23 protein-coding genes are annotated in these 23,316 nt (G+C 71.8%); 16 read left to right on the forward strand and 7 right to left on the reverse strand.

The genetic code is table 11. The annotated features are described in order from the left end of the window. Positions 1-9: 9 nt before the first annotated feature. From sufC to BZB76_RS19630, 4 genes are read left to right on the forward strand one after another with little or no spacing between them, the layout of a single operon-like run. A complete protein-coding gene (gene sufC / locus BZB76_RS19615; RefSeq protein ID WP_121435845.1) occupies positions 10-774 on the forward strand; it encodes a Fe-S cluster assembly ATPase SufC in 765 nt (254 codons plus the stop codon). Next, on the forward strand, positions 771-2,060 hold the full coding sequence (locus BZB76_RS19620) for a cysteine desulfurase (RefSeq protein WP_121435846.1): 1,290 nt from the start codon (positions 771-773) through the stop codon (positions 2,058-2,060). The genes sufC and BZB76_RS19620 overlap by 4 nt, the downstream gene beginning before the upstream one ends. Before the next feature lie 55 nt (positions 2,061-2,115). After that, on the forward strand, positions 2,116-2,574 hold the full coding sequence (gene sufU, locus BZB76_RS19625; RefSeq protein ID WP_121435847.1) for a Fe-S cluster assembly sulfur transfer protein SufU: 459 nt from the start codon (positions 2,116-2,118) through the stop codon (positions 2,572-2,574). After that, entirely contained in the window at positions 2,571-2,891 is a 321-nt protein-coding gene (locus tag BZB76_RS19630; protein WP_117400701.1) for a metal-sulfur cluster assembly factor, read from the forward strand. Before sufU ends, BZB76_RS19630 begins: the two co-directional genes overlap by 4 nt. Here BZB76_RS19630 and BZB76_RS19635 read toward each other — a convergent pair. Further along, complete coding sequence (locus tag BZB76_RS19635; protein ID WP_121435848.1) at positions 2,881-3,417, reverse strand: hypothetical protein; 537 nt, start codon at positions 3,415-3,417, stop codon at positions 2,881-2,883. The genes BZB76_RS19630 and BZB76_RS19635 overlap by 11 nt on opposite strands. A gap of 150 nt (positions 3,418-3,567) precedes the next feature. On the opposite strand from BZB76_RS19635, the gene BZB76_RS19640 reads away from it, so the two are divergent. Next, positions 3,568-4,743 carry a sensor histidine kinase gene (locus BZB76_RS19640; RefSeq protein WP_246007056.1) on the forward strand — a complete coding sequence of 392 codons (1,176 nt, stop codon included), beginning with the start codon at positions 3,568-3,570 and terminating at the stop codon, positions 4,741-4,743. Then, positions 4,740-5,417 carry a response regulator gene (locus BZB76_RS19645; protein WP_121435849.1) on the forward strand — a complete coding sequence of 226 codons (678 nt, stop codon included), beginning with the start codon at positions 4,740-4,742 and terminating at the stop codon, positions 5,415-5,417. Before BZB76_RS19640 ends, BZB76_RS19645 begins: the two co-directional genes overlap by 4 nt. A 34-nt stretch (positions 5,418-5,451) precedes the next feature. Here the strand turns inward: BZB76_RS19645 and BZB76_RS19650 are convergent, their stop codons facing one another. Then, entirely contained in the window at positions 5,452-6,585 is a 1,134-nt protein-coding gene (locus tag BZB76_RS19650) for an EAL domain-containing protein (protein ID WP_170180683.1), read from the reverse strand. A gap of 70 nt (positions 6,586-6,655) precedes the next feature. Then, a complete protein-coding gene (locus BZB76_RS19655) occupies positions 6,656-7,051 on the reverse strand; it encodes an ABC transporter permease (RefSeq protein ID WP_121435851.1) in 396 nt (131 codons plus the stop codon). Positions 7,052-7,304: 253 nt separating this feature from the next. Here BZB76_RS19655 and BZB76_RS19660 point away from each other — a divergent pair, with 253 nt between their 5' ends. The 3 genes from BZB76_RS19660 to BZB76_RS19670 are packed head-to-tail and all read left to right on the forward strand — an operon-like array spanning position 7,305 to position 9,361. Next, entirely contained in the window at positions 7,305-7,943 is a 639-nt protein-coding gene (locus BZB76_RS19660; protein ID WP_233526139.1) for an AIM24 family protein, read from the forward strand. Beyond that, positions 7,944-8,597: an AIM24 family protein gene (locus BZB76_RS19665; RefSeq protein WP_121435852.1), complete on the forward strand. Its 654-nt coding sequence runs from the start codon at positions 7,944-7,946 to the stop codon at positions 8,595-8,597. A 2-nt stretch (positions 8,598-8,599) separates the two neighbouring features. Continuing rightward, positions 8,600-9,361, forward strand: a complete 762-nt coding sequence (locus BZB76_RS19670) for an AIM24 family protein (RefSeq protein WP_121435853.1) — start codon at positions 8,600-8,602, stop codon at positions 9,359-9,361. Between the two features lie 48 nt (positions 9,362-9,409). On the opposite strand, the gene BZB76_RS19675 is transcribed toward BZB76_RS19670, so the two are convergent. Continuing rightward, on the reverse strand, positions 9,410-10,213 hold the full coding sequence (locus BZB76_RS19675) for a VOC family protein (RefSeq protein WP_121435854.1): 804 nt from the start codon (positions 10,211-10,213) through the stop codon (positions 9,410-9,412). Between the two features lie 299 nt (positions 10,214-10,512). Here BZB76_RS19675 and abc-f point away from each other — a divergent pair, with 299 nt between their 5' ends. Continuing rightward, on the forward strand, positions 10,513-12,111 hold the full coding sequence (gene abc-f, locus BZB76_RS19680) for a ribosomal protection-like ABC-F family protein (protein ID WP_121435855.1): 1,599 nt from the start codon (positions 10,513-10,515) through the stop codon (positions 12,109-12,111). Positions 12,112-12,227: 116 nt separating this feature from the next. Then, positions 12,228-12,440, forward strand: coding sequence for a helix-turn-helix domain-containing protein (locus BZB76_RS19685; protein ID WP_021596738.1), 213 nt, complete (start codon positions 12,228-12,230; stop codon positions 12,438-12,440). A gap of 193 nt (positions 12,441-12,633) precedes the next feature. Here BZB76_RS19685 and BZB76_RS19690 read toward each other — a convergent pair whose 3' ends face one another. Then, positions 12,634-14,568, reverse strand: a complete 1,935-nt coding sequence (locus tag BZB76_RS19690) for a Xaa-Pro dipeptidyl-peptidase (RefSeq protein ID WP_246007057.1) — start codon at positions 14,566-14,568, stop codon at positions 12,634-12,636. 284 nt (positions 14,569-14,852) lie between these two features. Here BZB76_RS19690 and BZB76_RS19695 point away from each other — a divergent pair, with 284 nt between their 5' ends. Then, entirely contained in the window at positions 14,853-16,802 is a 1,950-nt protein-coding gene (locus tag BZB76_RS19695) for an ABC transporter ATP-binding protein (RefSeq protein WP_246007104.1), read from the forward strand. A 33-nt stretch (positions 16,803-16,835) separates the two neighbouring features. Here the strand turns inward: BZB76_RS19695 and BZB76_RS19700 are convergent, their stop codons facing one another. Then, positions 16,836-17,792 (reverse strand): sulfotransferase family protein, encoded by a 957-nt coding sequence (locus tag BZB76_RS19700; RefSeq protein ID WP_121435856.1) that lies wholly within the window; start codon positions 17,790-17,792, stop codon positions 16,836-16,838. 91 nt (positions 17,793-17,883) lie between these two features. On the opposite strand from BZB76_RS19700, the gene BZB76_RS19705 reads away from it, so the two are divergent. The 3 genes from BZB76_RS19705 to BZB76_RS19715 all read left to right on the forward strand — a co-directional run bounded on the left by BZB76_RS19705 (position 17,884) and on the right by BZB76_RS19715 (position 20,757). Continuing rightward, entirely contained in the window at positions 17,884-18,663 is a 780-nt protein-coding gene (locus BZB76_RS19705; protein WP_246007058.1) for an SIR2 family NAD-dependent protein deacylase, read from the forward strand. Positions 18,664-18,751: 88 nt separating this feature from the next. Continuing rightward, entirely contained in the window at positions 18,752-19,858 is a 1,107-nt protein-coding gene (locus BZB76_RS19710; RefSeq protein WP_246007059.1) for a S66 peptidase family protein, read from the forward strand. Further along, on the forward strand, positions 19,855-20,757 hold the full coding sequence (locus BZB76_RS19715; protein WP_121435857.1) for a DUF1444 domain-containing protein: 903 nt from the start codon (positions 19,855-19,857) through the stop codon (positions 20,755-20,757). The genes BZB76_RS19710 and BZB76_RS19715 overlap by 4 nt, the downstream gene beginning before the upstream one ends. 174 nt (positions 20,758-20,931) lie before the next feature. Here BZB76_RS19715 and yczE read toward each other — a convergent pair whose 3' ends face one another. Next, complete coding sequence (gene yczE / locus BZB76_RS19720; protein ID WP_121435858.1) at positions 20,932-21,558, reverse strand: membrane protein YczE; 627 nt, start codon at positions 21,556-21,558, stop codon at positions 20,932-20,934. Between the two features lie 93 nt (positions 21,559-21,651). Between yczE and yczR the strand changes: the two genes are divergently transcribed. Continuing rightward, positions 21,652-23,115 carry a MocR-like transcription factor YczR gene (yczR, locus tag BZB76_RS19725; protein ID WP_121435859.1) on the forward strand — a complete coding sequence of 488 codons (1,464 nt, stop codon included), beginning with the start codon at positions 21,652-21,654 and terminating at the stop codon, positions 23,113-23,115. The last annotated feature ends 201 nt before the right edge of the window (positions 23,116-23,316 follow it).

Here is a 23,316-nt window from a genome sequence, read left to right on the forward strand (position 1 = left end):
ACACGCACTATGGCCACGCTTGAGATCCGCGACCTCCACGTCTCCGTCGGCGACGGTTCCGACGGGGCGAAGGAGATCCTGCGCGGGGTCGACCTGACCGTGCAGGCCGGCGAGACCCACGCGATCATGGGGCCGAACGGCTCCGGCAAGTCCACCCTCGCCTACGCGGTCGCCGGGCACCCCAAGTACGAGGTGACGTCGGGGACCGTCACCCTCGACGGCGAGGACGTCCTCGACATGACGGTCGACGAACGCGCCCGCGCCGGGCTGTTCCTGGCGATGCAGTACCCGGTCGAGGTGCCCGGCGTGTCCGTCTCCAACTTCCTGCGCTCCGCCGTGACGGCCGTCCGCGGCGAGGCCCCGAAGCTGCGCGAGTTCTCCAAGGACATGAAGCAGGCGATGGAGAACCTGTCCATCGACCCGGCGTTCGCGCAGCGCAGCCTGAACGAGGGCTTCTCCGGCGGTGAGAAGAAGCGGCACGAGATCCTGCAGCTGGAGATGCTGAAGCCGAAGGTCGCCGTCTTGGACGAGACCGACTCCGGCCTGGACGTCGACGCCCTCAAGGTCGTCGCCGAGGGCGTCAACCGGTTCGCGTCCGGCGAGACCGGCGTCCTGCTCATCACTCACTACACCCGCATCCTCCGCTACGTGAAGCCCGACTTCGTGCACGTGTTCGCCGGTGGACGCGTCGTCGCCGAGGGCGGCCCCGAACTGGCCGACGAGCTGGAGGAGCAGGGCTACGAGAAGTACGTGAAGGCGGGCGCTGCCCTATGAGCGACTCCGCTCCACAGCCGGCGGGGAGCCTGCTGCCGGAGGAGCTGAAGAAGGACTTCCCGCTGCTCCAGCGCACGGTTCGCGGCGGACGTCCCCTGGTGTACCTCGACTCGGGCGCGACGTCGCAGAAGCCGGTCCGCGTCCTGGACGCGGAGCGCCGGTTCTACGAGCGGCACAACGCGGCGCCGCACCGCGGGGCGCACCAGCTCGCCGAGGAGGCGACCGAGGCCTACGAGAACGCCCGCGCGTCCATCGCCCGGTTCATCGGCGCGTCGACCTCCGAGGTGGTGTTCACCAAGAACGCCACCGAGGCCATCAACCTGGTCGCCTACGCCATGAGCAACGCCGCGACCGCGGGCCCGGAGGCCGAACGGTTCGCGGTCGGCCCCGGCGACGAGGTCGTGGTGACGGAGATGGAGCACCACGCCAACCTCGTCCCGTGGCAGCAGCTCTGCCGCAGGACCGGCGCCACGCTGCGCTGGTTCGGCATCACCGACGACGGCCGTCTCGACCTGGAGCAGCTCGACGACATCGTCAACGAGCGCACGAAGATCGTGGCGTTGACCCACCAGTCGAACGTCCTCGGCACCGTCCCCCCGGTCGAGCGGATCGCGGCACGGGCCCACGCCGTCGGCGCGCTGGTCCTGCTGGACTCCGCGCAGGCGGTCCCGCACCAGCCGGTGGACGTCGCCGACCTCGGTGTCGACTTCCTGACGTTCTCCGGCCACAAGATGCTCGGCCCGACCGGCATCGGCGTGCTGTGGGGACGCGGCGAGCTGCTGGAGGTCATGCCGCCGTTCATCACCGGCGGATCCATGATCGAGGTCGTCCACATGGACGAGACCACGTTCATGCCGCCGCCGCAGCGGTTCGAGGCGGGCGTCCCGATGACCGCGCAGGCCATCGGCCTCGGCGCCGCCTGCGACTACCTCGCCGAGATCGGCATGGACCGCGTGCACTCCCACGAGGTGGCCCTCACCGCCTACGCCCTCGAGCGGCTCGGCGAGATCCCCGGCGTCCGGATCGTCGGCCCCGGCACCACCGAGGCCCGCGGCGGGGCCGTGTCGTTCACCGTCGAGGACATCCACCCGCACGACGTCGGTCAGGTCCTCGACGACCAGGGCGTCGAGGTCCGCGTCGGGCACCACTGCGCCTGGCCGATCTGCCGCCGCTTCGGCATCCCGGCGACGACCCGCGCGACGTTCTACCTCTACAACACGCTCGGCGACGTGGACGCCCTCGCCGACGGGGTGCGGCAGGCCCAGAAGTTCTTCGGGACCGCCTGAGGAACAGGCCCCGAACCCTCCCTGTTGTAGCGAGAAAGGCCTCGGAAAGGACGACATGCAGCTGGAGGCGATGTACCAGGAGGTCATCCTGGACCATTACCGCAACCCCCACCACCGGGGGCTGCGTGAGCCGTTCGAGGGCGAGGCGCACCACGTCAACCCGACCTGCGGCGACGAGGTGACGCTGCGCGTCCACCTGGACGGCGACGGCCGGGACGCCACGGTCGCCGACGTCTCCTACGACGCGATGGGCTGCTCCATCAGCCAGGCCAGCGCCTCGGTGATGTCCGACCTGGTCATCGGGAAGTCCGTCAAGGAGGCGATGGCGGTCGGCGAGGAGTTCCTCACGCTGATGCAGTCCCGGGGCCGGGACGTCGACGCCGACGAGGACGTCCTGGAGGACGCCATCGCCTTCGCCGGGGTCTCCAAGTACCCCGCCCGCATCAAATGCGCCCTGCTCGCCTGGATGGCGTGGAAGGACGCGACCGCCCGCGCACTCGGAGAGGCATCATGACCGAAACCACCGCCGTCCCCGAGGAAGAGATCCTCGAGGCCCTCAAGGACGTCGTCGACCCCGAACTCGGCATCAACGTCGTCGACCTCGGCCTGGTCTACGGCGTGAACCTCGACGACGAGGTCGCCACCCTCGACATGACGCTCACCAGCGCCGCCTGCCCGCTCACCGACGTGATCGAGGACCAGGCCCACAGCGCCCTGGAGGGCCTCGTCAAGGACGTCAAGATCAACTGGGTCTGGCTCCCCCCGTGGGGCCCCGACAAGATCACCGACGAGGGCCGCGACCAACTCCGCGCCCTGGGCTTCAACGTCTGACCCCGCTCGGCCGGAGCGTGTGGGTGATCGGCCACAGCGACCAGATCGCCAGGACCACGCCGAGGCGGACGAGCCAGGCGAGCAGGGCCGCGGTCCGGTCGGGGTCGCCGACCCACGCGATCATGGCGAGCAGGAGGCCGCAGGCGAGGGCGGTGGCGCCGACCGCCTTGCCGAACTCGCGCCATTCGTAGCGGGTGCGGGCCCGGCCGTCGGCGGGCTTGCCGCGGGGCGGCGGGCCGTCGGCGAAGCGGTGCGCGAAGCGCTCGTCGGCCCAGCGGACCATGCTCGGCCCGAACGCGACCGAGTAGCCGAGATAGGCGGCGGCGAGGCCGTGCGCGAAGCCCGCGGTGGCGCCGTTCCCGAGGTCGAGCGCCGTGGCGACCAGCAGGACGAGGTCGACCAGCGGGACGCACCACAGGAGCGCGGCGCCGGTCCGGCGCAGGCGGAGCACGTAGCGGGCGGCGAGGCCCGCGGCGAGGACGACCCAGAAGCCGATCTCGCATCCGGCGGTGATCGCGATGAGCACGTGGATTCCCTTCCGACGGTTTCCATCCTGGTCCGGGAAGGGGCCGGGATCGTCGTCCGTGGTGGGGGTTCGGCGGGTCGTCCGAAGGATGTACGGGGCATCCTCACCCGGGCGGAGGAGGCGTCGGCGCGGGGATGCTGAGATGGAGGGGTGCACAGGTTCACGACCCGCAAGGACGCGCTGATCGCGTTGGGGGCCCTGGCGGGCGGGCTGGTGATGCTCGCGGCGCACGGCTACTCGACGTGGTCGAAGGACTGGGATCCCTCGGTGTGGGCGCGGCTCGTCCCGCTGCTCGGGCTCTGCGCGGCGGTCCTGCTGAGGCGGACGGCCCCGCTCACGGCGCTGGCGGTGGCGACGCCGTTCAACGCCGTCGACGTGGTGTTCGGGCCGAGCATCGCCACCGCGATGATCTACGGGGACGCGCTGTACGCGGCGAGCCTGTACGGGCGGCGGCGGACGGCGGAGTGGCTGCTCGGGGCGACCGTGGTGGCGTCTCTGGCGGCGGCGGTGGCCGTCGGGATCGGGGTGCGGGACGTCGCCGGGGGCGTGGTCGGCGGCGCGGTCGCCGGGCTGGTCTGGGTGGGGCCGGTGCTGACCGCGTTCTCCGTCCGGGAGCACCGGCGCCGTGCGGTGGCGGAACGGCAGCGCGCCGAGCAGGTGGCGCGGCTCGCCGAGATGGACCGGCTTGCCGCCGTGACCGCCGAGCGGGCCCGGATGGCCCGCGAACTGCACGATGTGATCGCCAACCATCTGAGCGCCGTGGCGCTGCACTCCTCGGCCGTGCTGAAGGTGCGGGGCCTGGGCCGTGACGAGGTGGAGCGGGCCATGGAGGTCATCCGGGACAACAGCGTCCGGGGCCTCGCCGAGATGCGCCGGATGATCGGGCTGCTGCGGGAGGGTGACGGCGCCGAGGAGGACGCGGCGGCGCGGCCGCGGCTGGCCGAGCTGGAACGGCTCGTCCGGCACAGTGCGCGGTCCGACCTGTCGACGCGGCTGGAGGTCGCCGGGGAGCCGCCGGAGCTGCCCGCGGCGGTGGAACTGGCCGCGTACCGGATCGTCCAGGAGGCGTTGACGAACGCGCTCAAGCACGCCGGGCCCGGCGACGCCGACGTCCGTGTCGAGTACACGCGGCGCCGCGTGGTGATCGACGTGCTGAGCCCTCTCGGGCAGGACGCGGCGCGGCTGCCGGGCACGGGCAGCGGCCTGGTCGGGATGCGTGAGCGCGCGGTGATGCTGGCCGGGGAGTTCGCCGCCGGACCGGACGGCGGCCGGTGGCGCGTGCACGCCGAACTGCCCGTCGACCAGCCGCTCGCGGCGGCGTCATGATCGACGTGCTGGTCGCGGACGACCAGGCGGCGGTGCGGGCGGGCCTCGTGCTGATCCTCGGCGCGGCCCCGGGGGTCCGGGTGGTCGGCGAGGCCGCCGACGGGGTGCGGGCGGTGGAGTTGGCGCGGGAGCTGCGTCCGGACGTGGTGCTCATGGACGTCCGCATGCCCCGCCTGGACGGCATCGGCGCGACCCGGGAGATCGCGGGCCTCACCGAGGTGCTGGTGCTGACGACGTTCGACCTGGACGAGTACGTGTTCGGCGCGCTGCGGGCGGGCGCGGCGGGGTTCCTGCTCAAGGACGTCGACGCCGACCGGCTGGTCGAGGCGGTGCGGACGGTGGCGGCGGGCGAGGGGATCATCGCGCCGAGGGTGACCCGGCGGCTGATCGACACCTTCGCCGGCCGGCCCTCGGCGCCCGCCGGGGCGCCCGGACTGGAGGAGCTGACGCCACGGGAGCGGGAGGTGTTCGCGTGCCTGGGGGAGGGCCTGTCGAACGGTCAGATCGCGGCCCGGCTGGACATGGCGGAGACGACCACCAAGACCCATGTCAGCCGCATCCTCGGAAAGCTGGGGCTCGCCGGCCGAGTCCAGGCGGCCATCCTCGCCCGGGAGACGGTCGCCGCCGGACTTTCCGCCTCGGATCCGCACAAAGGATCATCCGGGGCGGGCTGAGGTCGCAGCGGCGATCTCGGCACGGCGCGCCGGGTCAGCGCGACAGGCCGCGGATCAGGTCGGCGACGCGGACGATGCCGAGGCAGCGTCCGATCTCGTCTACGACGACGAGGTCGTCGTAGACGCGTTCCTCCTCGAGTCCGGCGGCCCGTAGCGCCGCGACGGCCGGGACGGTGCGCGGGACCGGGCGTGGGTCGTCGGCGAGTCGCGCGGCCGGCCTGCGGGCGTGCAGGGCGTGCCCGTAGGCGCCCGAAAGGCGCAGGAGGAACCGGGTCCGGTCGACCATGCGGTGGGGGCGCTGCCGGTCGTCGACCAGCACGATGCTGGTGATGCCGGTCTCGGCGTTCAGCGCGTTCAGGACCTCCCCGGCGGTGGTCGTGTGCGGCAGCGTCACCACGGGCAGTGTGAACTCCGAGACCCGCGGGCCGAGGCCCGGGTCCGGCCGGGCGGGTTCGTCGGCGGGCGCGACGGGGATGTGGACCGGCATTCCGGGGCGCCACTCCGGCGGCGCCAGCGCCGGGCCCTGGACGAGCCGCACCCCCGCGTCGCGCATGTGCAGCACCTGCTCGCGGGTCGCCATCTGCGGCGCCAGCACGTGCGTCTCCAGGCGGTGCGCCAGCTCGACCAGGCTCCCCACCAGCGCGGCGCGGCGCGGCTCGGTCACCGCTCTGCGGGCCAACTCGGCATCGAGTTTCAGCAGGTAGGGCGCGCCTTCCACGAGCAGGTCGAGGGGCGCGTGGGCGGCGCCGAGACCGGCGAGCCCGACGAGATGGCCGGTGCGGCGCAGGCCCGACAGCGCCGCGGTGACCGGCGGGCGGAGCGCGGGCGCGAACCCGCCCGACACGCAGATGATGATCTCCTGAGGGCGGCGTCCGGTGTCGATGAGGCCGCGGTGCAGCTCGTTGAGAAGGTCGTCACCGCGGGCCAGAGTCTCGGCGCGCAGCCCGATCTGCAGGGGGAGTGGGGTGCCGAGGTCGGTGGCGGCGTGGGCCGCTTCCACGGCGCGGCGGACGTCCTCGGCGGCGGGATCGGGTCGCGCCGGACCGGCGAGGACGGCGGGGGGCGTGTGGGCCTCCACGGCGACTACCGTGCCGGTGCTGAGGTCGACGACCGGATGGAACACCGCTCGGGCGGGGAGGAGGGCGTCAAGGGCATTGACGGCTGACACAGCCGCATCATGTCGCCCACCCGCCCGTGAAACCAGACTTGTCGGATGAAGTTAACTCAATATTCGCGGTTCACAGGCTCCGGCTGCTGACGAACGCCGACAGCAGGTACGTCGCCCCCGCGACGGCCGCGAGCCACACGTAGGCGGTGATGTCGCCGCCCCGCAGCGCCTGGACGACCAGCCCGCCGATCACCGCGACGGTCAGCACGTCCCCCGTCGTCGCCGCCGCCCGCAGGTGCGCGCGGGCCCGCGTGCCCGACCCGAACCCCTCGCCGATCGGAAGGGTGGGCTCGTTGCGCCGGTACGCCAGATACGCCGCGTAGCCGGCCAGCGCGGCGAGCGCGACCAGAGCCGTCCCGGACCGCCCGTCGGCGGCCAGCACGGCCCCGACCACCACACCCGCGCCCAGGACGATCCCGGGCACGGCCCACCTGGCCAGGCTGCGGTTCTCGGGAGCCATCCACATGGTGCTCATCCTTCCCGATCCGCGTCCGGGCGGACCGTCAACGCGCCGGACCGGACGATTGTGTGGAGGACGATCCCCTACAGTCGCGGCTCCTACACCCCAGGATGTGGGCGTCTTTGAAGGACGTCCCCCCGCTCCGCAGCGGCTGTGTCCTCTGTGGGGGGGACGACCCCTCACACCCCCCGGAACGGCTGTGTCCTCTGTGGGGGGACGACCCCCCACACCCCCCGCGACCGCTGTATGTTCTCGCTTCGTGGCGCAATTTCGATTGAACGGCTCCAAGATGCTCGCCGTCGATCTCGGCGGCGAGACGATCAGGGCGCTGAACGGTTCCATGGTCGCCTACGAGGGCCAGATGTCGTTCAAGCGGCAGGGCATGACGGGCGGCGAGGGGCTGCGGGGCGCGTTGAAACGCAGGATCGCCGGTGAGGGCATGACCCTCATGGAGATCAACGGGCAGGGCACGGTGTACCTGGCGAGCGAGGCGACGGAGGTGACCCTCGTCCAGTTGACCGGCGACACCCTGTTCGTCGAGTCGGAGAGCCTCCTCGCCCTCGACGGGAACCTGCAGACCGGTGTCCACTTCGTCGGGTTGCGGGGCATGGGCACCGGGCAGGGCCTCGCCACCACGAAGGTGGACGGGCACGGAACGGTCGCGATCCTGTCGGACGGGCCCGCGATCGCGCTGGAGGTGACACCGCACGCGCCGCTCTGCGTCGACCCGCACGCCTACGTCTGCCATCACGGGCAGCTCCAGCAGGACGTCGTCACCGACGTCAACTGGCGGACGGTGCTCGGCCAGGGCTCGGGGGAGAGCGTGCAGTTCCGGTACCAGGGGCACGGCCTGGTCTACGTCCAGCCGGCCGAGCGCGGCGGAATCCTGGAGGTCTGAATGCCCGGCTACCAGTCGATCAACGACAAGATGCTCCAGGTGCCGATCGGACCGGGGCGGGAGGTGTACAGCAAGCGCGGCGCGATGCTCGCCTACAGCGGGCCGGTGTCGTTCGCGCCGACCGCGACGGCCGGGCAGGGCCTCGGCGGCACCCTCGGACGCGCCGTCGCCGGGGAGCGGACCGCGATGATGCACGTCACCGGCCAGGGCAGTGTCCTGTTCGGGCAGGGCGGCATGAACGTCACCGTCATCGACCTGAACGGCGCCGACACGCTCTACGTCGAGGCCGACCGGCTGCTGGTGCACGACGCGTCCCTCCAGGTCGGGACGATGTTCATGGGCGAGCAGGGCGGCGTGCGCGGCATGGTCCGCGGCGCGGTCACCGGGCAGGGGTTGTTCACCTCGACGCTCACCGGGCACGGCTCGTGCGCGCTGCTGTCGCACGGCGGCGTGATGGAGTTGCCGATCAGTCCGCAGCGGTCCGTGCACGTCGACCCGCAGGCCTACGTGGCGCACCGCGGGCAGGTGCAGAACAAGCTCACCACGGCCGTGGGGCTGCGCGACCTGGTCGGACGAGGTTCCGGCGAGGCGTTCCAGCTCGAACTGAGCGGCACCGGGGTCGTCTACGTCCAGGCCAGCGAGAGGAAGATCTGACCGTGAGCACGTTCGGCACGCAGACCTGGAATCCCGGGACGCTCCCGTCCAACGACAACGTCAACCCCTACGCCTTCAGCGTCGACCTCAACGGGCAGTGGTTCGCGCAGAAGGGCAAGATGATCGCCTACTACGGGCAGATCAAGTTCGAGGCGCTGTCGGCGGGGCCGCTCGACTCGCTCGTCGCGCACACGTTCAACTCGCCGCTGTACGCGCAGGACTGGATCATCGCGCAGGGGCAGGGCAAGCTCCTGCTGGCCGACCGCGGCTACGACGTGAACTCCTTCGACCTCGACAACGGGAACCTCACCGTCCGGGCCGGGAACCTCCTGGCGTTCGAGCCCGGCCTGGAACTCAAGCAGTCGATCATCCCGGGGTTCCTGACGTTGATCGGCACCGGACGGTTCGTGGCCGCCTCCAACGGGCCCGTCCACTTCGTCGAGCCGCCGATCAGGGTCGACCCGCAGGCGCTGCTCGGCTGGGCCGACTGCCCGTCCCCGTGCCACCACTACGACCACTCCTACATGCGCGGGGCGCTCGGCGCGGCGCGGATGGTGTTCGGGATCGGCGGGCAGTCCGGCGAGGAGCACCAGTTCGACTTCACCGGCCAGGGCACGGTGCTGATGCAGTCGTCCGAGGCCGTGATGAACGAGGACACGCTGCTGCGCGACCTGGAGGGACAGATCGGGCTGGTCGGCACGTCCGGCCTCCAGCGGCTCCAGCACACGATCACCCAGCGGCTGTCCGCCGAGCGGCAGGGCTGACCGGATCCGGACGCCCGGAGACGCGGGCGTCCGGATCGGGCCCGTCCCTCACGAGTCCGTCGAGGGCGCGGGCTTCGTCAGGCGGAACGGGACGCCGAACGGGTCGCGGACGGTCGCGATGCGGCCGTACGGGGTGTCGACGGGGTCCTCCTCGACGGAGCCGCCGCCCGTGACGGCCCGCTCGACCGCCGCGTCGGTGTCGTCGACCACGAAGTAGGTGAGCCAGGACGCGACCTGCTCGGTGGCGCCGCCGAGGACGAGACCCTCGTGGCCGAAGACCCCGCCGACGAGGCGGCCGTCCGGACGGGCCAGGGTGGTGTAGTCGAGGCCCTCGACGCCCGGCAGCCGCTCGGACCGGAGGCCGAACACCGCCTCGTAGAAGTCGCGGGCGGGCCCGGCGTCACCGGGGACGAACAGATCGTTCCAGACGAACGACCCCGTTTCGTTGACGATCGCCGAGCCCGCGTGGGCGGTGCCCTGCCACAGGCCGAACTGCCCGCCGACCGGGTCCTTGGCGATCGCCAGGCGGCCCTGGTCCATCACGTCCATGGGCGCGACGACGACCTCACCGCCCGCGTCGGTGACCCGCTTGACGGTGCCGTCGCAGTCGTCGGTGGCGAAGTAGACGCTCCACCAGTACTCGGCGGGCTGGTCGTCGGGGTTGCGCATCATCCCGGCGATGGGCGCCCCGCGCAGTGTGCACATGTTGTAGCCGCCGCCTTCGGCGCCCAGGTCCTGGAACTCCCAGCCGAGCAGCGTCCCGTAGAACGTCTTCGCCCGGTCGATGTCGGGGACGCCGATGTCGAGCCAGGTCGGCGTGCCCTCCGGCTGGTTGCTCGTTACCTGCGTCATTCGACTTCACGCTCCTTCGTGCCGAGTCCCCGGTCCCGTTGGTGTGCGCCGCACGCCCGTGTCCACATCCTGGCCTTTCCGGCGGTGTTCACACATCGGCGACACCCCGTCCGCGCGGGAAACGGTGCCCGGTCGGCATGGCCGGTACCGGCCCGCCGTCACGTACACTGGAGTGATGATTCCGCTCCCGAATTGACCGGCAGCCCCGGCGCGCCCCGGTTCGAGCCCCGCTCGTGACCGAGAGGCGCGCTTCTTCGTGCCTGTCCATCGAGCCGTCCCTCCTGGGGAGCCCAGTCACTGTGATCATCGCGAAAGACATCGAGCTGCGCGCCGGGTCCCGGCTGCTGATCGAGGCCGCCACGTTCCGCGTCAACCCCGGCGACCGCGTCGGCTTCGTCGGGCGCAACGGCGCGGGCAAGACCACTCTCACCAAGGTGCTGGCGGGGGAGGCGCTGCCCGCCCAGGGCGCCGTGACGTCCTCCGGCACCATCGGCTACCTGCCGCAGGACCCACGCGGCGTCGACCTCGACGAGCTGGCCCGTGACCGCATCCTGTCCGCCCGCGGCCTGGACACGGTGATCCGCGACCTGCGCGCCGCGGAGGACGCGATGGCGACCGCCACCGGCGCCGAGCGCGACCGGGCCGTGCGCCGGTACGGGCGGCTGGAGGAGCGGCTGCACGTGCTCGGCGGCTACGCCGCGGAGGCCGAGGCCGCGTCGATCGCCTCCAGCCTCGGCCTGCCGGACCGGGTGATGACCCAGCCGCTCGGCACGCTGTCGGGCGGGCAGCGCCGCCGGGTCGAGCTGGCCCGCATCCTGTTCTCCGGCGCCGACACGCTGCTGCTGGACGAGCCCACCAACCACCTGGACGCCGACTCGATCGTCTGGCTGCGCGACTTCCTCAAGTCCCACCAGGGCGGCCTCGTCGTGATCAGCCACGATGTGGAGTTGCTGGACGTCGTCGTCAACCGCGTGTTCCATCTGGACGCCAACCGCTGCGTGATCGACATCTACAACGTCGGCTGGAAGAAGTACCTCGACCAGCGCGAGACCGACGAGCGGCGCCGCAAGCGCGAGTCGGCCAACGCGCAGCGGCAGGCCTCGGCGCTGCTGTCGCAGGCCGACAAGATGCGCGCCAAGGCCACCAAGGCCAAGGCGGCCCAGCAGATGGACCGGCGCGCCAGACGGCTGCTGGCGTCCGTGGAGGGCGAACGGCAGGCCGACAAGGTCGCCAAGATCCGCTTCCCGGATCCGGCGCCGTGCGGCCGGACTCCGCTCACCGCGGAGGGTTTGTCGAAATCGTACGGATCTTTGGAGATATTCACCGACGTGGACCTGGCCGTCGACCGGGGCAGCCGCGTCGTCGTCCTCGGGCTGAACGGCGCGGGCAAGACGACCCTTTTGCGCCTGCTGGCGGGCGTCGACGAGCCCGACACCGGTGCCGTGGTGGCCGGACACGGCCTGCGGATCGGCTACTACGCCCAGGAGCACGAGACCCTGGACGTCGACCGGTCCGTGTTGGAGAACATGCAGTCGTCCGCGCCCGGCATGGCGCCCGTCGAGGTCCGCAAGATCCTCGGCTCGTTCCTGTTCTCCGGCGACGACGTCGACAAGCCCGCGGGCGTGCTGTCCGGTGGCGAGAAGACCCGGCTGGCACTGGCGATGCTGGTGGTGTCCAGCGCGAACGTCCTGCTGTTGGACGAGCCCACCAACAACCTCGACCCGGCCAGCCGCGCGGAGATCCTCGCGGCGCTGCGGACGTTCGCCGGAGCGATCGTCCTGGTGACCCACGACGAGGGCGCGGTGGAGGCGCTCGCACCGGAAAGAGTGATTTTGCTGCCGGATGGGGTGGAAGACATCTGGAGTGACGAGTTTGCCGATCTGGTGGCCCTCGCGTGACCTGCGGAACGACTTCCGCAGATCTTTTCTGGCCGAGTGGGTAGCCGAACCGCCGGGAATGACTGATCATGGCGGGGGATAACGCAGCGGTCACCACATCACTACGGGAGGTACTCGTGGCCGAGACCCTCAAGAAGGGCACCCGCGTGACCGGTGCCGAGCGCGACAAGCTGGCGGCGGACCTGAAGAAGAGGTACGACTCCGGCGAGAGCATCCGCGCCCTGGCAGCCGCCACCGGCCGCTCCTACGGTTTCATCCACCGGATTCTGACCGAGTCCGGAGTCAACCTGCGCGGTCGCGGTGGCGCGACCCGGGGCAAGAAGTCCTGACGGACCCCGGCCCCCGGATGAGCGCACGGCCCGTCGCCGTGGCCGGACCTCCCCGGTCCGGTCACGGCGGTGGACGAGTTTCGGGCCCGCCTCCGCCGATGGCGGGACGGGCCCGAAACGCGTTCGTCGGAAATTCGGCGGGAAGGCGCCCCGGCCGGAGCCGGGGCACCTGAGAACGACCCGTCCGACCGGGCTACCCGAGCACTTCGCGGCCGCCGCGCGCCAGCGGCAGCATGATCTTGCTGACGCCGGGCCGCACGGCCACCTCGGTGCCCGGACGGTGCCGCAGCGTGTAGTCGTAGTCGGTGGACAGCAGGATCACGCCCAGCCGGTGACCGGGCTTCACGACGTAGTCGGTCGGTTCGAGGTCCCAGCGGAACGTGTAGCTCTTGCCGGGCTTGATCGGTTCCGAGCGGCTGATGCTGCGCCGGTTCCGCACGTCCAGCCACCCCCGGGTGATGATCTTGTAGGGGGCGGTCTCCATCCGGTGCCGCTGCCGGATCGTGCAGCCGACGTCGCCGGTCACGGTCTCCCCGAAGCAGACCTGGTCGTCGGTGTTGGTCCGGGCGCCCGTGGGACGGCTGTCGGTGCCGTAGTCGACCAGCAGCGCCGTCAGGTACGGCGACCGCCCGTCGAGCGAGGCGCGCACCGACATCGACGGGATGCCGTTCACCCGGACGGGCCCGCGCAGCGGTCCCGTCAGGTAGGCGAGCCGGTTCGGGTCGACCTTGTTCTCGTTGACGAGGAGTTCCTCGGCGGTGCGGGTCCTGCCGGCGTCGGTGAACGTCTGCGTCTCACCGGACCGGGACCGCAGGCCCAGGGTGCCCGGCTGGCCCTCGGGGCCGGCGTTCAGGCTGACGTCGACGGTGCGGGTGCCGGGCACGGGCCAGTCCTTCGCCGTCTCCCACGTGCCGTCCGGCTTCTCGACGTCCACCCGCGGCTCGCGCTCGACGCCGTTGCGGATGCCGTACAGGTAGCGGTCGAACCAGTGGTGCGTCTGCCTCAGCCACTCCTCGACCCGCCACCGGAACGGCGTGGCGTGGCTGGCCTGGTGCAGCCACAGCTTGCGCGGCACGCCCGCGGTCTTCAGGGCGTTCCACCACTGCACGGAGTTCTTGACCTTGACATTCCAGTCGTTGACGCCGTGCACGACCATGACGGCGGCGCGCACCTTCCGCGCCTGGTCGACATAGTCGCGCTCCGCCCAGATCTTGCCGTAGTCGCCGGTCTCGCGGTCCTGCGTCGCGGCGATCTCGTCGATGATCTTCTTGCAGACCTCGGGGTTGTCGCGGGTCAGCACCACCTTGGCGAGGATGTCGAGGTCCTCGCCCTGGAAGCCGCCGGGCGCGACCACGCCGCCGCCCGCGCGGTAGTAGTCGTACCAGTTGGAGATCCCGGCGATGGGCACGATCGCCTTCAGGCCCTCGACGCCGGTGGCGGCGGCCATGTTCGGCAGCGTTCCGTTGTAGGACTGGCCGATCATGCCGACGTTGCCGGTGGACCAGGACGCCTTCACCGGCGTGCCGTCCGGCGCCCAGCCCCGGGCGCGGCCGTTGAGCCAGTCCACCGCGGCCTTGGCGCCCGCCTGCTCGCTGCGGTCCCCGGACGTCGGGCAGCCCGTCGAGCCGCCCGTCCCGATGCTGTCCAGGTTCGCGATGGCGTACCCGCGGGGCAGGAAGTAGTTGTCGTAGTAGCCGGGGAAGACCTCGGCGAGACTTCGGAACGGCGGCGCGAGCGACCGGCCCTGCGCGTCGTCGACGTCGACCGGATGCATCGGGACGTCGTGGGTGCCGGCCCAGTACGGGCTGGCCTCCATGATCGTCGGGACCTTCAGCCCGGCGGTGTCGGTCTCCTTCGGCCGCATGATCCGCATCTGGACGCGGTCGCGGACACCGTCGCGGTCGCTGTCGACGGTGGTCTCGATCATGACGGTCTGCGTGACGGCGTCGGCGCGGGAGAAGACCGGCTTCGTTTCGCCGCCCTTCACCGTGACCGTCGGCGCCGACCCCGACCCGGGCGGCGCGGACCTCGGGGGTCCGGCCGCCCCCGCCGGCAGCGCGGTGAGGGCGAGCAGCGCGGCCGTGAGGAAGATCACGCCGGTGCCGCCTGACGGGAGCTTACGTTTCACTGGGGCTCCTGGGAGGTGTGAGCCTGAGGATGGGGACATCATTAACTCGCGCAGGCGCGGTGAAGTCCATAAGCACCGCGTTTTCGTGCGCCGCCGGATCGTGATCATGGTGGCCCGGCAGGTGGCCCGGTTACGCCATGAGCGGACGCGGGAAGGCGGCGGTGCGGGCCCGCGTTGTTCGGGCCGGGCTCGGGCAGTGCTTACTTGATTACACGGCCTTGATCGGGTCGGTTCGACCGCGTCCGGTCGAATCGACGGGGTGGACTCCGGAGGCGCTTGTGGGAATGCCGGGAATGCCGGGCAACGGCTGGCAGGTGATGGCCTCGTTCCGCAGGGACGGTTCCGTCATGCAGCAGAAGCTCAAGCCCGGCACCGTCGGACGGATCGCCGGGTACGCCCGGCCCTACGTCCGTGAGCTGGTCCTGTTCCTCACCCTGAACTCGTTCGCCGCGCTGATCGTCGTCGCCAACCCCCTGCTGCTGAAGGCGATCATCGACCAGGGCATCGTGGCGGGACGGCAGGGCCTGGTGATCTGGCTCGCCGCCGCCGTCGCCGGACTCGCCCTGGTGGAGGCCGTGCTCAGCCTCGCGCAACGGTGGTATTCGGCGCGCATCGGCGAGGGACTCATCTACGACCTGCGCAGCCAGGTCTTCGCGCACGTCCAGCGCCAGCCCGTCGCGTTCTTCATGCGCGCCCAGACCGGCTCGCTCGTCAGCCGCCTCAACAACGACGTCATCGGCGCGCAGCGCGCCCTCACCACCACCCTGTCGGCGGTGGTGTCGAACGTGATCAGCCTGGTCCTGGTGCTGGTCACCATGATGATCCTGTCGTGGCAGGTGACACTGATCGCGCTGCTGCTCCTGCCGATCTTCATCCTGCCGGCGAAATGGGTCGGCAAGCGCCTCCAGCGCGTCAGCCGCGAGCAGATGGTGCTGGACGCCGAGATGGGCTCGCTGATGACCGAGCGGTTCAACGTGGCGGGCGCGATGCTGGCCAAGCTCTACGGGCGTCCCGCCGAGGAGGAGGAGAACTTCTCCGGCCGCGCCGCCCGCGTCCGCGACGTCGGGGTCGTCGCCGCCATGTACGGCCGGGTGTTCTTCACCGCCCTCACCCTCGTCGCGGCCCTCGCCACCGCCATGGTGTACGGCGTCGGCGGCTACCTGGTCGTGGACGGCACCCTCCAGCTCGGCACGCTCGTCGCCCTCGCGACCCTGCTCACCCGCATGTACGGGCCGCTGACCGCGCTGTCGAACGTCCATGTGGACGTCATGACCGCACTCGTCAGCTTCGACCGGGTCTTCGAGGTCCTCGACCTGAAGCCGCTGATCCGCGACCGCGAGGACGCCCGCCCGCTCGCCGAACGGCCCGTTTCGCCGGGCTCGGGCTCGGCGCCGTCCCTGCGCAAGGCGCCCTCGATCCAGTTCGACCACGTCCGGTTCGCGTACCCGTCCGCGGAGGAGGTGTCGCTGGCGTCCCTGGAGTCGATCGCCCGCACCGACACCGCGCCCGGACGCGAGGTCCTGCACGACGTCGACTTCACCGCCGCGCCGGGCTCGCTCGTCGCGCTCGTCGGCCCGTCCGGCGCGGGCAAGTCGACGATCACGCACCTGGTGTCGCGGCTGTACGACGTGTCCGACGGCGCCGTCCGGATCGGCGGCGTGGACGTCCGCGACGTCACCCTCGAATCGCTGCGCGCCGAGATCGGCGTGGTCAGCCAGGACGCGCACCTGTTCCACGACACGATCCGCGAGAACATGCGCTACGCCCGCCCGGACGCCACCGACACGGAGATCCTCGCCGCGCTGGAGGCCGCGCAGATCGGCGCCCTCGTCACCGCGATGCCCGAGGGCCTCGACACCGTCGTCGGCGACCGCGGCTACCGGCTGTCCGGCGGGGAGAAGCAGCGTCTCGCCATCGCCCGGCTGCTGCTCAAGGCGCCGTCGGTGGTCGTGCTGGACGAGGCGACCGCGCATCTGGACTCCGAGTCCGAGGCGGCCGTACAGCGCGCGCTGCGGACCGCCCTCGCCGGACGGACGTCCCTGGTGATCGCGCACCGCCTGTCCACGATCCGGGAGGCCGACCAGATCCTGGTGATCGACGAGGGCCGGGTCGCCGAGCGCGGACGGCACGAGGAGCTGCTGCTCCAGGGCGGCCTGTACGCGGAGCTGTACCGCACGCAGTTCTCCCACCAGCGCGACGAGGAGCGGCGGACGGAGCCGCTCGGCGCCGAGTGACCGGTTCGGACGTCCGGGTTCGGACGCCCGGGTTCAGACGTCCGAGGTGAGGCGGTATCCGAGCCGCCGCAGCTCCGTACCGGCGACCTTCTCGACCTGGGCGACCTGCCGCGCCGTCAGCCGCTCCCGCCAGGAGCCGACGCCCCCGTCGTCCTTCTCGGCGGGACGGACCAGACCCGACAGGGCCGTCCTGGAGATCGGCGCGTCCAGATACCGCGACAGGTCGTCACCGACCCGGCGCGGTTTCCTCACCAGGTCCTCGTACCGGATGGTGAGCAGCTGCTCCTCCGGGACCTGTTGACGGAGCCGCGCGCTGAGCCGCACCGCCCCCCGCCACCGCAGCGCGCATTTGACGGCGGGCGCGGCGCGCGGCCAGCGGTTCCGCTCGGTGTGGTCCTCGACGCCGTAGAACAGGTTCGGGAACACCGTGTCGAGGTTGTCGAGCCCCGGTTTGAACCAGGCGAGGCAGCGCTCGTCTTCCAGCATGTCGGCGACCGCGTCCCGGCCGTCCCGGATCACCTGGACGAGTTGCGCGTCGGGGAAGGCGTCCAGCAGCACGTCCGCGCTGTAGATCAGGTCGGGGGACGCGTCGGCGAACCGGGCGATGCCACCGGGATCCGCGCACGGCTCCATGCCCGGCCCCGCCGCGGCCCCGGGATCCCCGGGCGGCCTCGGAGGGAGCCCGGCCAGCTCGCGGCACTCCGGCGGGCACTGCGCGCAGCTCCGGGCCGACACGAGCCACGCCTCGGCGTAGGCGTCCCGCAGCACCCGCGCCGCGCCCGTCCCGCGCTCGGTCGCGATCGACGGCTGCCGGGCGAACGCGTAGGTGACGCGCAGGACGCCGTGACGCCCGGTGGTCAGATGGAAGCCGGGGGAGCGTTTGATCGCACGCGCCAGCGGCTCCGCACCGGAGTGCGGAGCGCCCAGGATGAACACCGGGCGGCGGACCTTGGTGCCGTTGACCACCAGGATGTGCGGCGTCGACCTCATACCGGGGCAAGTTTGTCACCTTTTGAGGCCTGGCAAGTCCGTGACGCTCCGTAAAGGACGGCGCGGGTCCGGACGGATCTACCATGGTGGGGTGGACGCTCCCCGGACCCTCGCCGACTTCCTGCCCGTCGCCGAGGCCATCACCGTTCTGACCGGCGCCGGAATCTCCACCGACAGCGGCATCCCCGACTACCGCGGCCCGCAGGGCGTCTGGACGAAGGACCCCACCGCCGAGGCGATGTCCACGATCGACGCCTACCTCGCCGACCCCGAGGTACGGCGCCGCACCTGGCGGGCCCGCCGCGACAGCCCCGTGTGGGACGCCGAGCCCAACGCCGCCCACACCGCCCTCGTCGCGCTTGAGCGCGCCGGACGGCTCCGCGCGCTCATCACCCAGAACATCGACGGCCTGCACCAGCGCGCGGGCTCGTCCGCCGACAAGGTCATCGAGATCCACGGCACGATGCGCGAGGCGGTCTGCCTGTCCTGCGACCTGCGCACCCCGATGCCCGAGATCCTCGCGCGCCTCGACGCCGGTGAGGACGACCCGCCGTGCGTCTCCTGCGGCGGCGTGCAGAAGTCCGCGACGATCTCCTTCGGGCAGGCCCTCGACCAGGACGTCCTGGACGCGGCGATCACCGCGGCGCGGTCCTGCGACCTGTTCGTCGCGGTCGGCACGTCGTTGACCGTCCAGCCCGCCGCCGGGCTCTGTCTGGAGGCCGTCGACCACGGCGCCCTCCTGGTGATCATCAACGCGGCCGAGACCCCCTACGATGGGCTGGCCGACGCGGTGCTGCGCCACCCGATCGGCGAGACGTTGCCGCGCCTGGCCGACCTCGCGCTCGGTACCGGAAGGACGACGGGGAGATGATCTGTTGGCGGGTCGTGACCCGGCGCCCCTTCCACTGGCGTCCGGATCCTGACAAGCTCTATCCGTCGCGGTGCGAGGAGGGATCGGGTTGAACAGCGGGGGCACCCGAGCGGAGGCGGCCGACGGGCCGTCCGCCGCGCCCACCGCCGATCGAGTGGGCGGTGGGCGGCGAACACGGGAAACCCGCAGGTACGGGCGTTTGCGGCCCGGTGACCGCGTCGCCGTCGTCGCGCCCAGCGGTCCCGTCGACCCCGTCCGGCTGGAGGCCGGCTGCGCCGTCCTGCGGCGTGTCGGACTTGACCCGGCGGTCGGAAAACACACGTTGGACCTTGTCAACCTGGGGTCTTTGGGAACGGTCCGAAATGACTGGCATCGGCTCGCCGGAAGCGACACGGACCGGGCCGCCGACCTGCAGGAGGCCTGGTGCGATCCCGAGATCAGGGCGGTGGTCTGCGCCCGCGGCGGCTACGGCGCCACCCGGGTCCTGGACCATCTTGACTGGGCGGCGCTCGCCGACGCGACCGAGGCGTCCGTCGCGTCCGGCCGCGGCCCGAAGATCCTGCACGGCTCCAGCGACATCACCGCCCTGCACGCCGCCTTCGGCGCGCGGCTCGGCGTCACGACCTCTTTCGGTCCCATGCCCGCCGGAGTGATCGCCGACCTCGCCCCGGCCGTATCGCAGGACATGCCCGACGAAAGACTCGAAGGTCTCCGCGCGGCCCTGTTCGGCGATCCCGTCGTCCTGCCCGGCACGCGCGCGCTGCGGCCGGGACGCGCGGAGGGCCCGCTGACCGGCGGCACCCTGTCGCTCCTGACCGCCCTCCTCGGCACCCCGTACGCCCCACCGCCCGCCGCCGGACGCGTCGTCTTCCTGGAGGACGTGACCGAGGCGCCCTACCGAATCGACCGGATGCTCGTCCAACTCCTCCAGGCCGGCTGGTTCGACGGCGCCGCCGGGATCGCGCTCGGCTCCTGGCACGACTGCGGCGACCCCGCCGAACTCGACTCGGTCCTGACCGCGCGGCTCGGGCCGCTCGGCGTCCCCATCCTGGCGGGCGTCCCCGCCGGACACGGCCCGCGCCAGCACACGCTGGAACTCGGCGCCCCCGCCCTGCTCGACACGGGCTCCCTCGAACTCGGTGTGCCGGACGTCGGCGCGCTCACCCTCCCAGCGCTCCCAGGAGGTGCGCGATGAGCGGCCGCCATTCTCGTTCCGACGCGGGTTCCGACCCGTCGCAGGACGGCACCCTCGACTCGCTGCTCGTGCTCGTGGCCGAAAGCCTCGGCTACAGCTGCAGTCCCGGCCCCGGCGAGATCGTCATGCTGGAGGGCCCGCGACGCCTGCCCGTCAACATGCGCGACGTGCGGCAGCTGGCCCGGCTGGTGCCGCGCACCGACTGGCCCGCCGTCGTGTCCGACTACGTCACCACCATCGTCACCTCGATGGAGGAGCCTCTCGACCTCAGCGACTTCGACCTCGCCCAGCACCTGCTGCGCACCCGCATCTACCCCGGCGAGGCCGACAACGGCGGGCTCGCCGCCCGCCCGTTCGCGCCCGGGTTGATCGAGGTCGTGGTCGTCGACACGCCCACCTCCGTACGGACCCTCAGCACCGAGGAGATGAACGGCTGGCCGGTGTCGGGCGACTCGCTGTTCATGCTGGGCCGCGCCAACGTCCGCGCCGACGGACCCCTGCAGGTCGACGAGCAGGACCTCGGCGACGTCCGCGTCTCCGTCCTGCACGGCTGGACGTTCTACGTCGCGACCCACCTCGCGTGGCTGGAGGAGTACCTGACGATCGGCCCGTACGGCGCGCTGGTCATCGCCCCCAACCGCAGCCTGATCGTCGCGCACCCGCTCCTGCTCGCCGAAGAGAACCCGAGGGCCCGCTACCGCGCGGCCGTGGCCGCCGCCACCGAACTCCAGGCACAGGCCGACCGCGCCTACGAGGAGGGCCCGGGCTCGCTCAGCCCGCACCTGTACTGGTGGCGGGCCGGCGAAATGACCTACCTGGAGACCCGCTACGAGGGCGACACACTGGTGCTACCGAAGAAGTTCTCCACGGTCCTCACCACACTCGCCGCAGAGCGGTGAACTGTATTCATTGCAGTCCCGGCCCACTTCGCTCGCCTTGCGGCTTGCTGCGTGACCGTTCCTGGGCGAACGCGACATCGCTTCGCGATCCGCCCGGCTCCGCTCGCCTGCGGCTTCGCTGCGCCGGGCGGGTGACGCGTTCGCGCGCGGGGTGAGGCGACTTCGGAACACGTGTCAGACGGTTGCTGGTTCCGGGGCGTGCTCTTCGGGGGCGGTCGCGGGCGTCTTGATCGTCAGTGCGGGCAGGAGGACGTGGGTCAGCGGGCCGATCGCGAGTGCGTAGAGGACAGTTCCGACGCCGACGGTGCCGCCGAGCAGCCAGCCGGCGGCCAGCACGGTCAACTCGATGCCCGTGCGGACGACGCGGATGGAGTGGCCGCGTGCGGCGAGCCCGGTCATCAGCCCGTCGCGCGGGCCGGGGCCGAGGCCTGCGCCGATGTAGCAGCCGGTCGCGAACCCGCCCACCAGGACGGCGGCGATGAGGTACGTCCAGCGCGCGGCGAGCGCGTCGGGGGTGGGCAGCAGCCAGAGGAACAGGTCCGCGAAGACGCCGACGAGGACGACGTTGCTGATCGTGCCGATGCCGGGCCGCTGCCGGAGCGGGATCCAGGCGACCATCACCAGCACACCCACAATGATGATCCAGGCGCCGATCGAGAGGCCGAATCGCCGGGACAGTCCCTGATGGAAGACGTCCCAGGGATCGTTGCCCAGGTTCGAGGCCACCTGGAGGGCGATGCCCAGCCCGTACAAGGCCAATCCCACGTACAGCTGCACGAGCCGACGCACCATCAAGGCCATTGCTCCGCTCCAACCAACAAGAGTGACAAGTGTGCCCTACCTTGCCCGACAGTGGTCTGGTACTTACAGGGCCAATATGAGAAAGTGGCTCGTATGGCCACGAGTTATGTGAGCGGCGCGCATCTGGCCCGACTGTTGGGGGACGTGCCGCGGGAACGTCCCGTCTACGCGGCGCTCGCCCGGTCGGTGCGCGCCCTCGTCCTGGACGGACGCCTCGCCCTGCGCACCCGGCTCCCGGCGGAACGCGACCTCGCCGCCGCGCTCGGCGTCAGCCGCACCACCGTCACCGCCGCCTACGACCGGCTCCGCGACGAGGGCTACGTCGAGAGCCGCCAGGGCGCGGGAAGCTGGACGATGCTGCCCGCGGTGCGGATGTCGTCCGCCGAGCCGCAGGCCGCGGCGAGCGGCCGGTACGGCGGGGCCCTTCCCACGCCGGACGACCCGTCGTTCATCGACCTCGGCTGCGCCACCCCCGGAGCCCCCGCCATCTTCGACGAGGCCGTCGCCGCCGCCGTCGCCGAACTGCCCCGCTACAGCTCCGGACCCGGATACGAAGCCGCCGGGCTGGCGAGCCTGCGCGAGATCATCGCCGACGGGTACGCGGCTCGGGGCGTCCCCACCCGCGCGGACCAGATCGTCGTCACCACCGGCGCGCAGCACGCCTTCACGCTGCTGACGCACGTCCTGGCGGAGCCGGGCGACGCCGTCATGGTGGAGCGCCCGACGTACCCGCACGCGCTCGGGGCGCTGCGCCGCCGCGGCGCCCGGCTCGTCCCGATCGGGGTCAACGAGGGCTGGGACGTCGAGCAGGCGGCGGCCGCGATGCGGCAGGCCACCGTCCGGATGGCCTATCTCGTTCCCGACTTCCAGAACCCGACCGGGCACGTGATGTCCGGCGCCGACCGGGCCGCGCTCGCCGACGCGGGACGCCGCGCCGACGCGTTCCTCGTCACCGACGAGACGTTCGCCGACCTCGCCCACGACCTCGACGCGCCCCGCGAGCCGCCGCTCGCCGCCTTCGACTCCGGCGGCCGCGTCGTCACCATCGGCTCGGCGTCGAAACTGCTGTGGGGCGGGCTCCGCATCGGCTGGATCCGCACCACGGCGCCGCTGGCCCGCCGTATCGTCCTGGCACGCGAGCCGTTCGACATGGCGAGCCCGGTGCTGGACCAGTTGATCGTCCGGGAGTTGCTGTCCCGGGTGGAGGAGGTGCGGGCCGAACGCGCCCGGAGCCTGCTGCTCGGCCGGGACGCGCTCGCCGCCGCGCTGCGGGAGTTCCTGCCCGACTGGGAGTTCCGGCTGCCCGCGGGCGGCATGTCGCTGTGGGCGCGCATCGGCGCGCCGATCGCCACGCTCCTGTCGGAGGCGGCGGAGCGGCGCGGCGTCCGGGTCGTCCCCGGCCCGGTGTTCGGCGTGGACGGCGTCCTGGAGGACTATGTCCGCCTGCCGTACGTCCTCCCACCCGCCGCCCTACGCACGGCGGTCGAACGCCTGGCCCTGGCCCACCGCGACGCCGAGACCACCCCGAACACCCGCCACCTCCCCATATACGTCTGAGCGCCCTCACCAGATCGCTCAGCGGAGCCCTCCGGCCCACTCACCTCAGCCGCCTCCGCAACCCCGCAACAACCTCAGGGTCTGCGATCGCGTCCGAAGGCAGGTTCGAGCGAAGCGAGAACCTGATCGCGCAGCGAGCCGCAAGGCGAGCCGGAGCGATGCAGCGATCGCACGCAGTTCACGACGATGGAGGGCGCGCAG

The organism is Actinomadura pelletieri DSM 43383, assembly GCF_003634705.1.
Lineage (GTDB): Bacteria > Actinomycetota > Actinomycetes > Streptosporangiales > Streptosporangiaceae > Spirillospora > Spirillospora pelletieri.

Coding starts and splice junctions, on each gene's coding strand:
- BZB76_RS19655 (WP_121435851.1), bottom strand. CDS start 7,051: ATGTGGATGGCTCCCGAGAACCGCAGCCTGGCCAGGTGGGCCGTGCCC.
- BZB76_RS19665 (WP_121435852.1), top strand. CDS start 7,944: ATGCCCGGCTACCAGTCGATCAACGACAAGATGCTCCAGGTGCCGATC.
- yczR (WP_121435859.1), top strand. CDS start 21,652: ATGGCCACGAGTTATGTGAGCGGCGCGCATCTGGCCCGACTGTTGGGG.
- BZB76_RS19630 (WP_117400701.1), top strand. CDS start 2,571: ATGACCGAAACCACCGCCGTCCCCGAGGAAGAGATCCTCGAGGCCCTC.
- yczE (WP_121435858.1), bottom strand. CDS start 21,558: ATGGCCTTGATGGTGCGTCGGCTCGTGCAGCTGTACGTGGGATTGGCC.
- sufU (WP_121435847.1), top strand. CDS start 2,116: ATGCAGCTGGAGGCGATGTACCAGGAGGTCATCCTGGACCATTACCGC.
- BZB76_RS19675 (WP_121435854.1), bottom strand. CDS start 10,213: ATGACGCAGGTAACGAGCAACCAGCCGGAGGGCACGCCGACCTGGCTC.
- BZB76_RS19645 (WP_121435849.1), top strand. CDS start 4,740: ATGATCGACGTGCTGGTCGCGGACGACCAGGCGGCGGTGCGGGCGGGC.
- sufC (WP_121435845.1), top strand. CDS start 10: ATGGCCACGCTTGAGATCCGCGACCTCCACGTCTCCGTCGGCGACGGT.
- BZB76_RS19620 (WP_121435846.1), top strand. CDS start 771: ATGAGCGACTCCGCTCCACAGCCGGCGGGGAGCCTGCTGCCGGAGGAG.
- BZB76_RS19715 (WP_121435857.1), top strand. CDS start 19,855: ATGAGCGGCCGCCATTCTCGTTCCGACGCGGGTTCCGACCCGTCGCAG.
- BZB76_RS19695 (WP_246007104.1), top strand. CDS start 14,853: ATGCCGGGAATGCCGGGCAACGGCTGGCAGGTGATGGCCTCGTTCCGC.
- BZB76_RS19700 (WP_121435856.1), bottom strand. CDS start 17,792: ATGAGGTCGACGCCGCACATCCTGGTGGTCAACGGCACCAAGGTCCGC.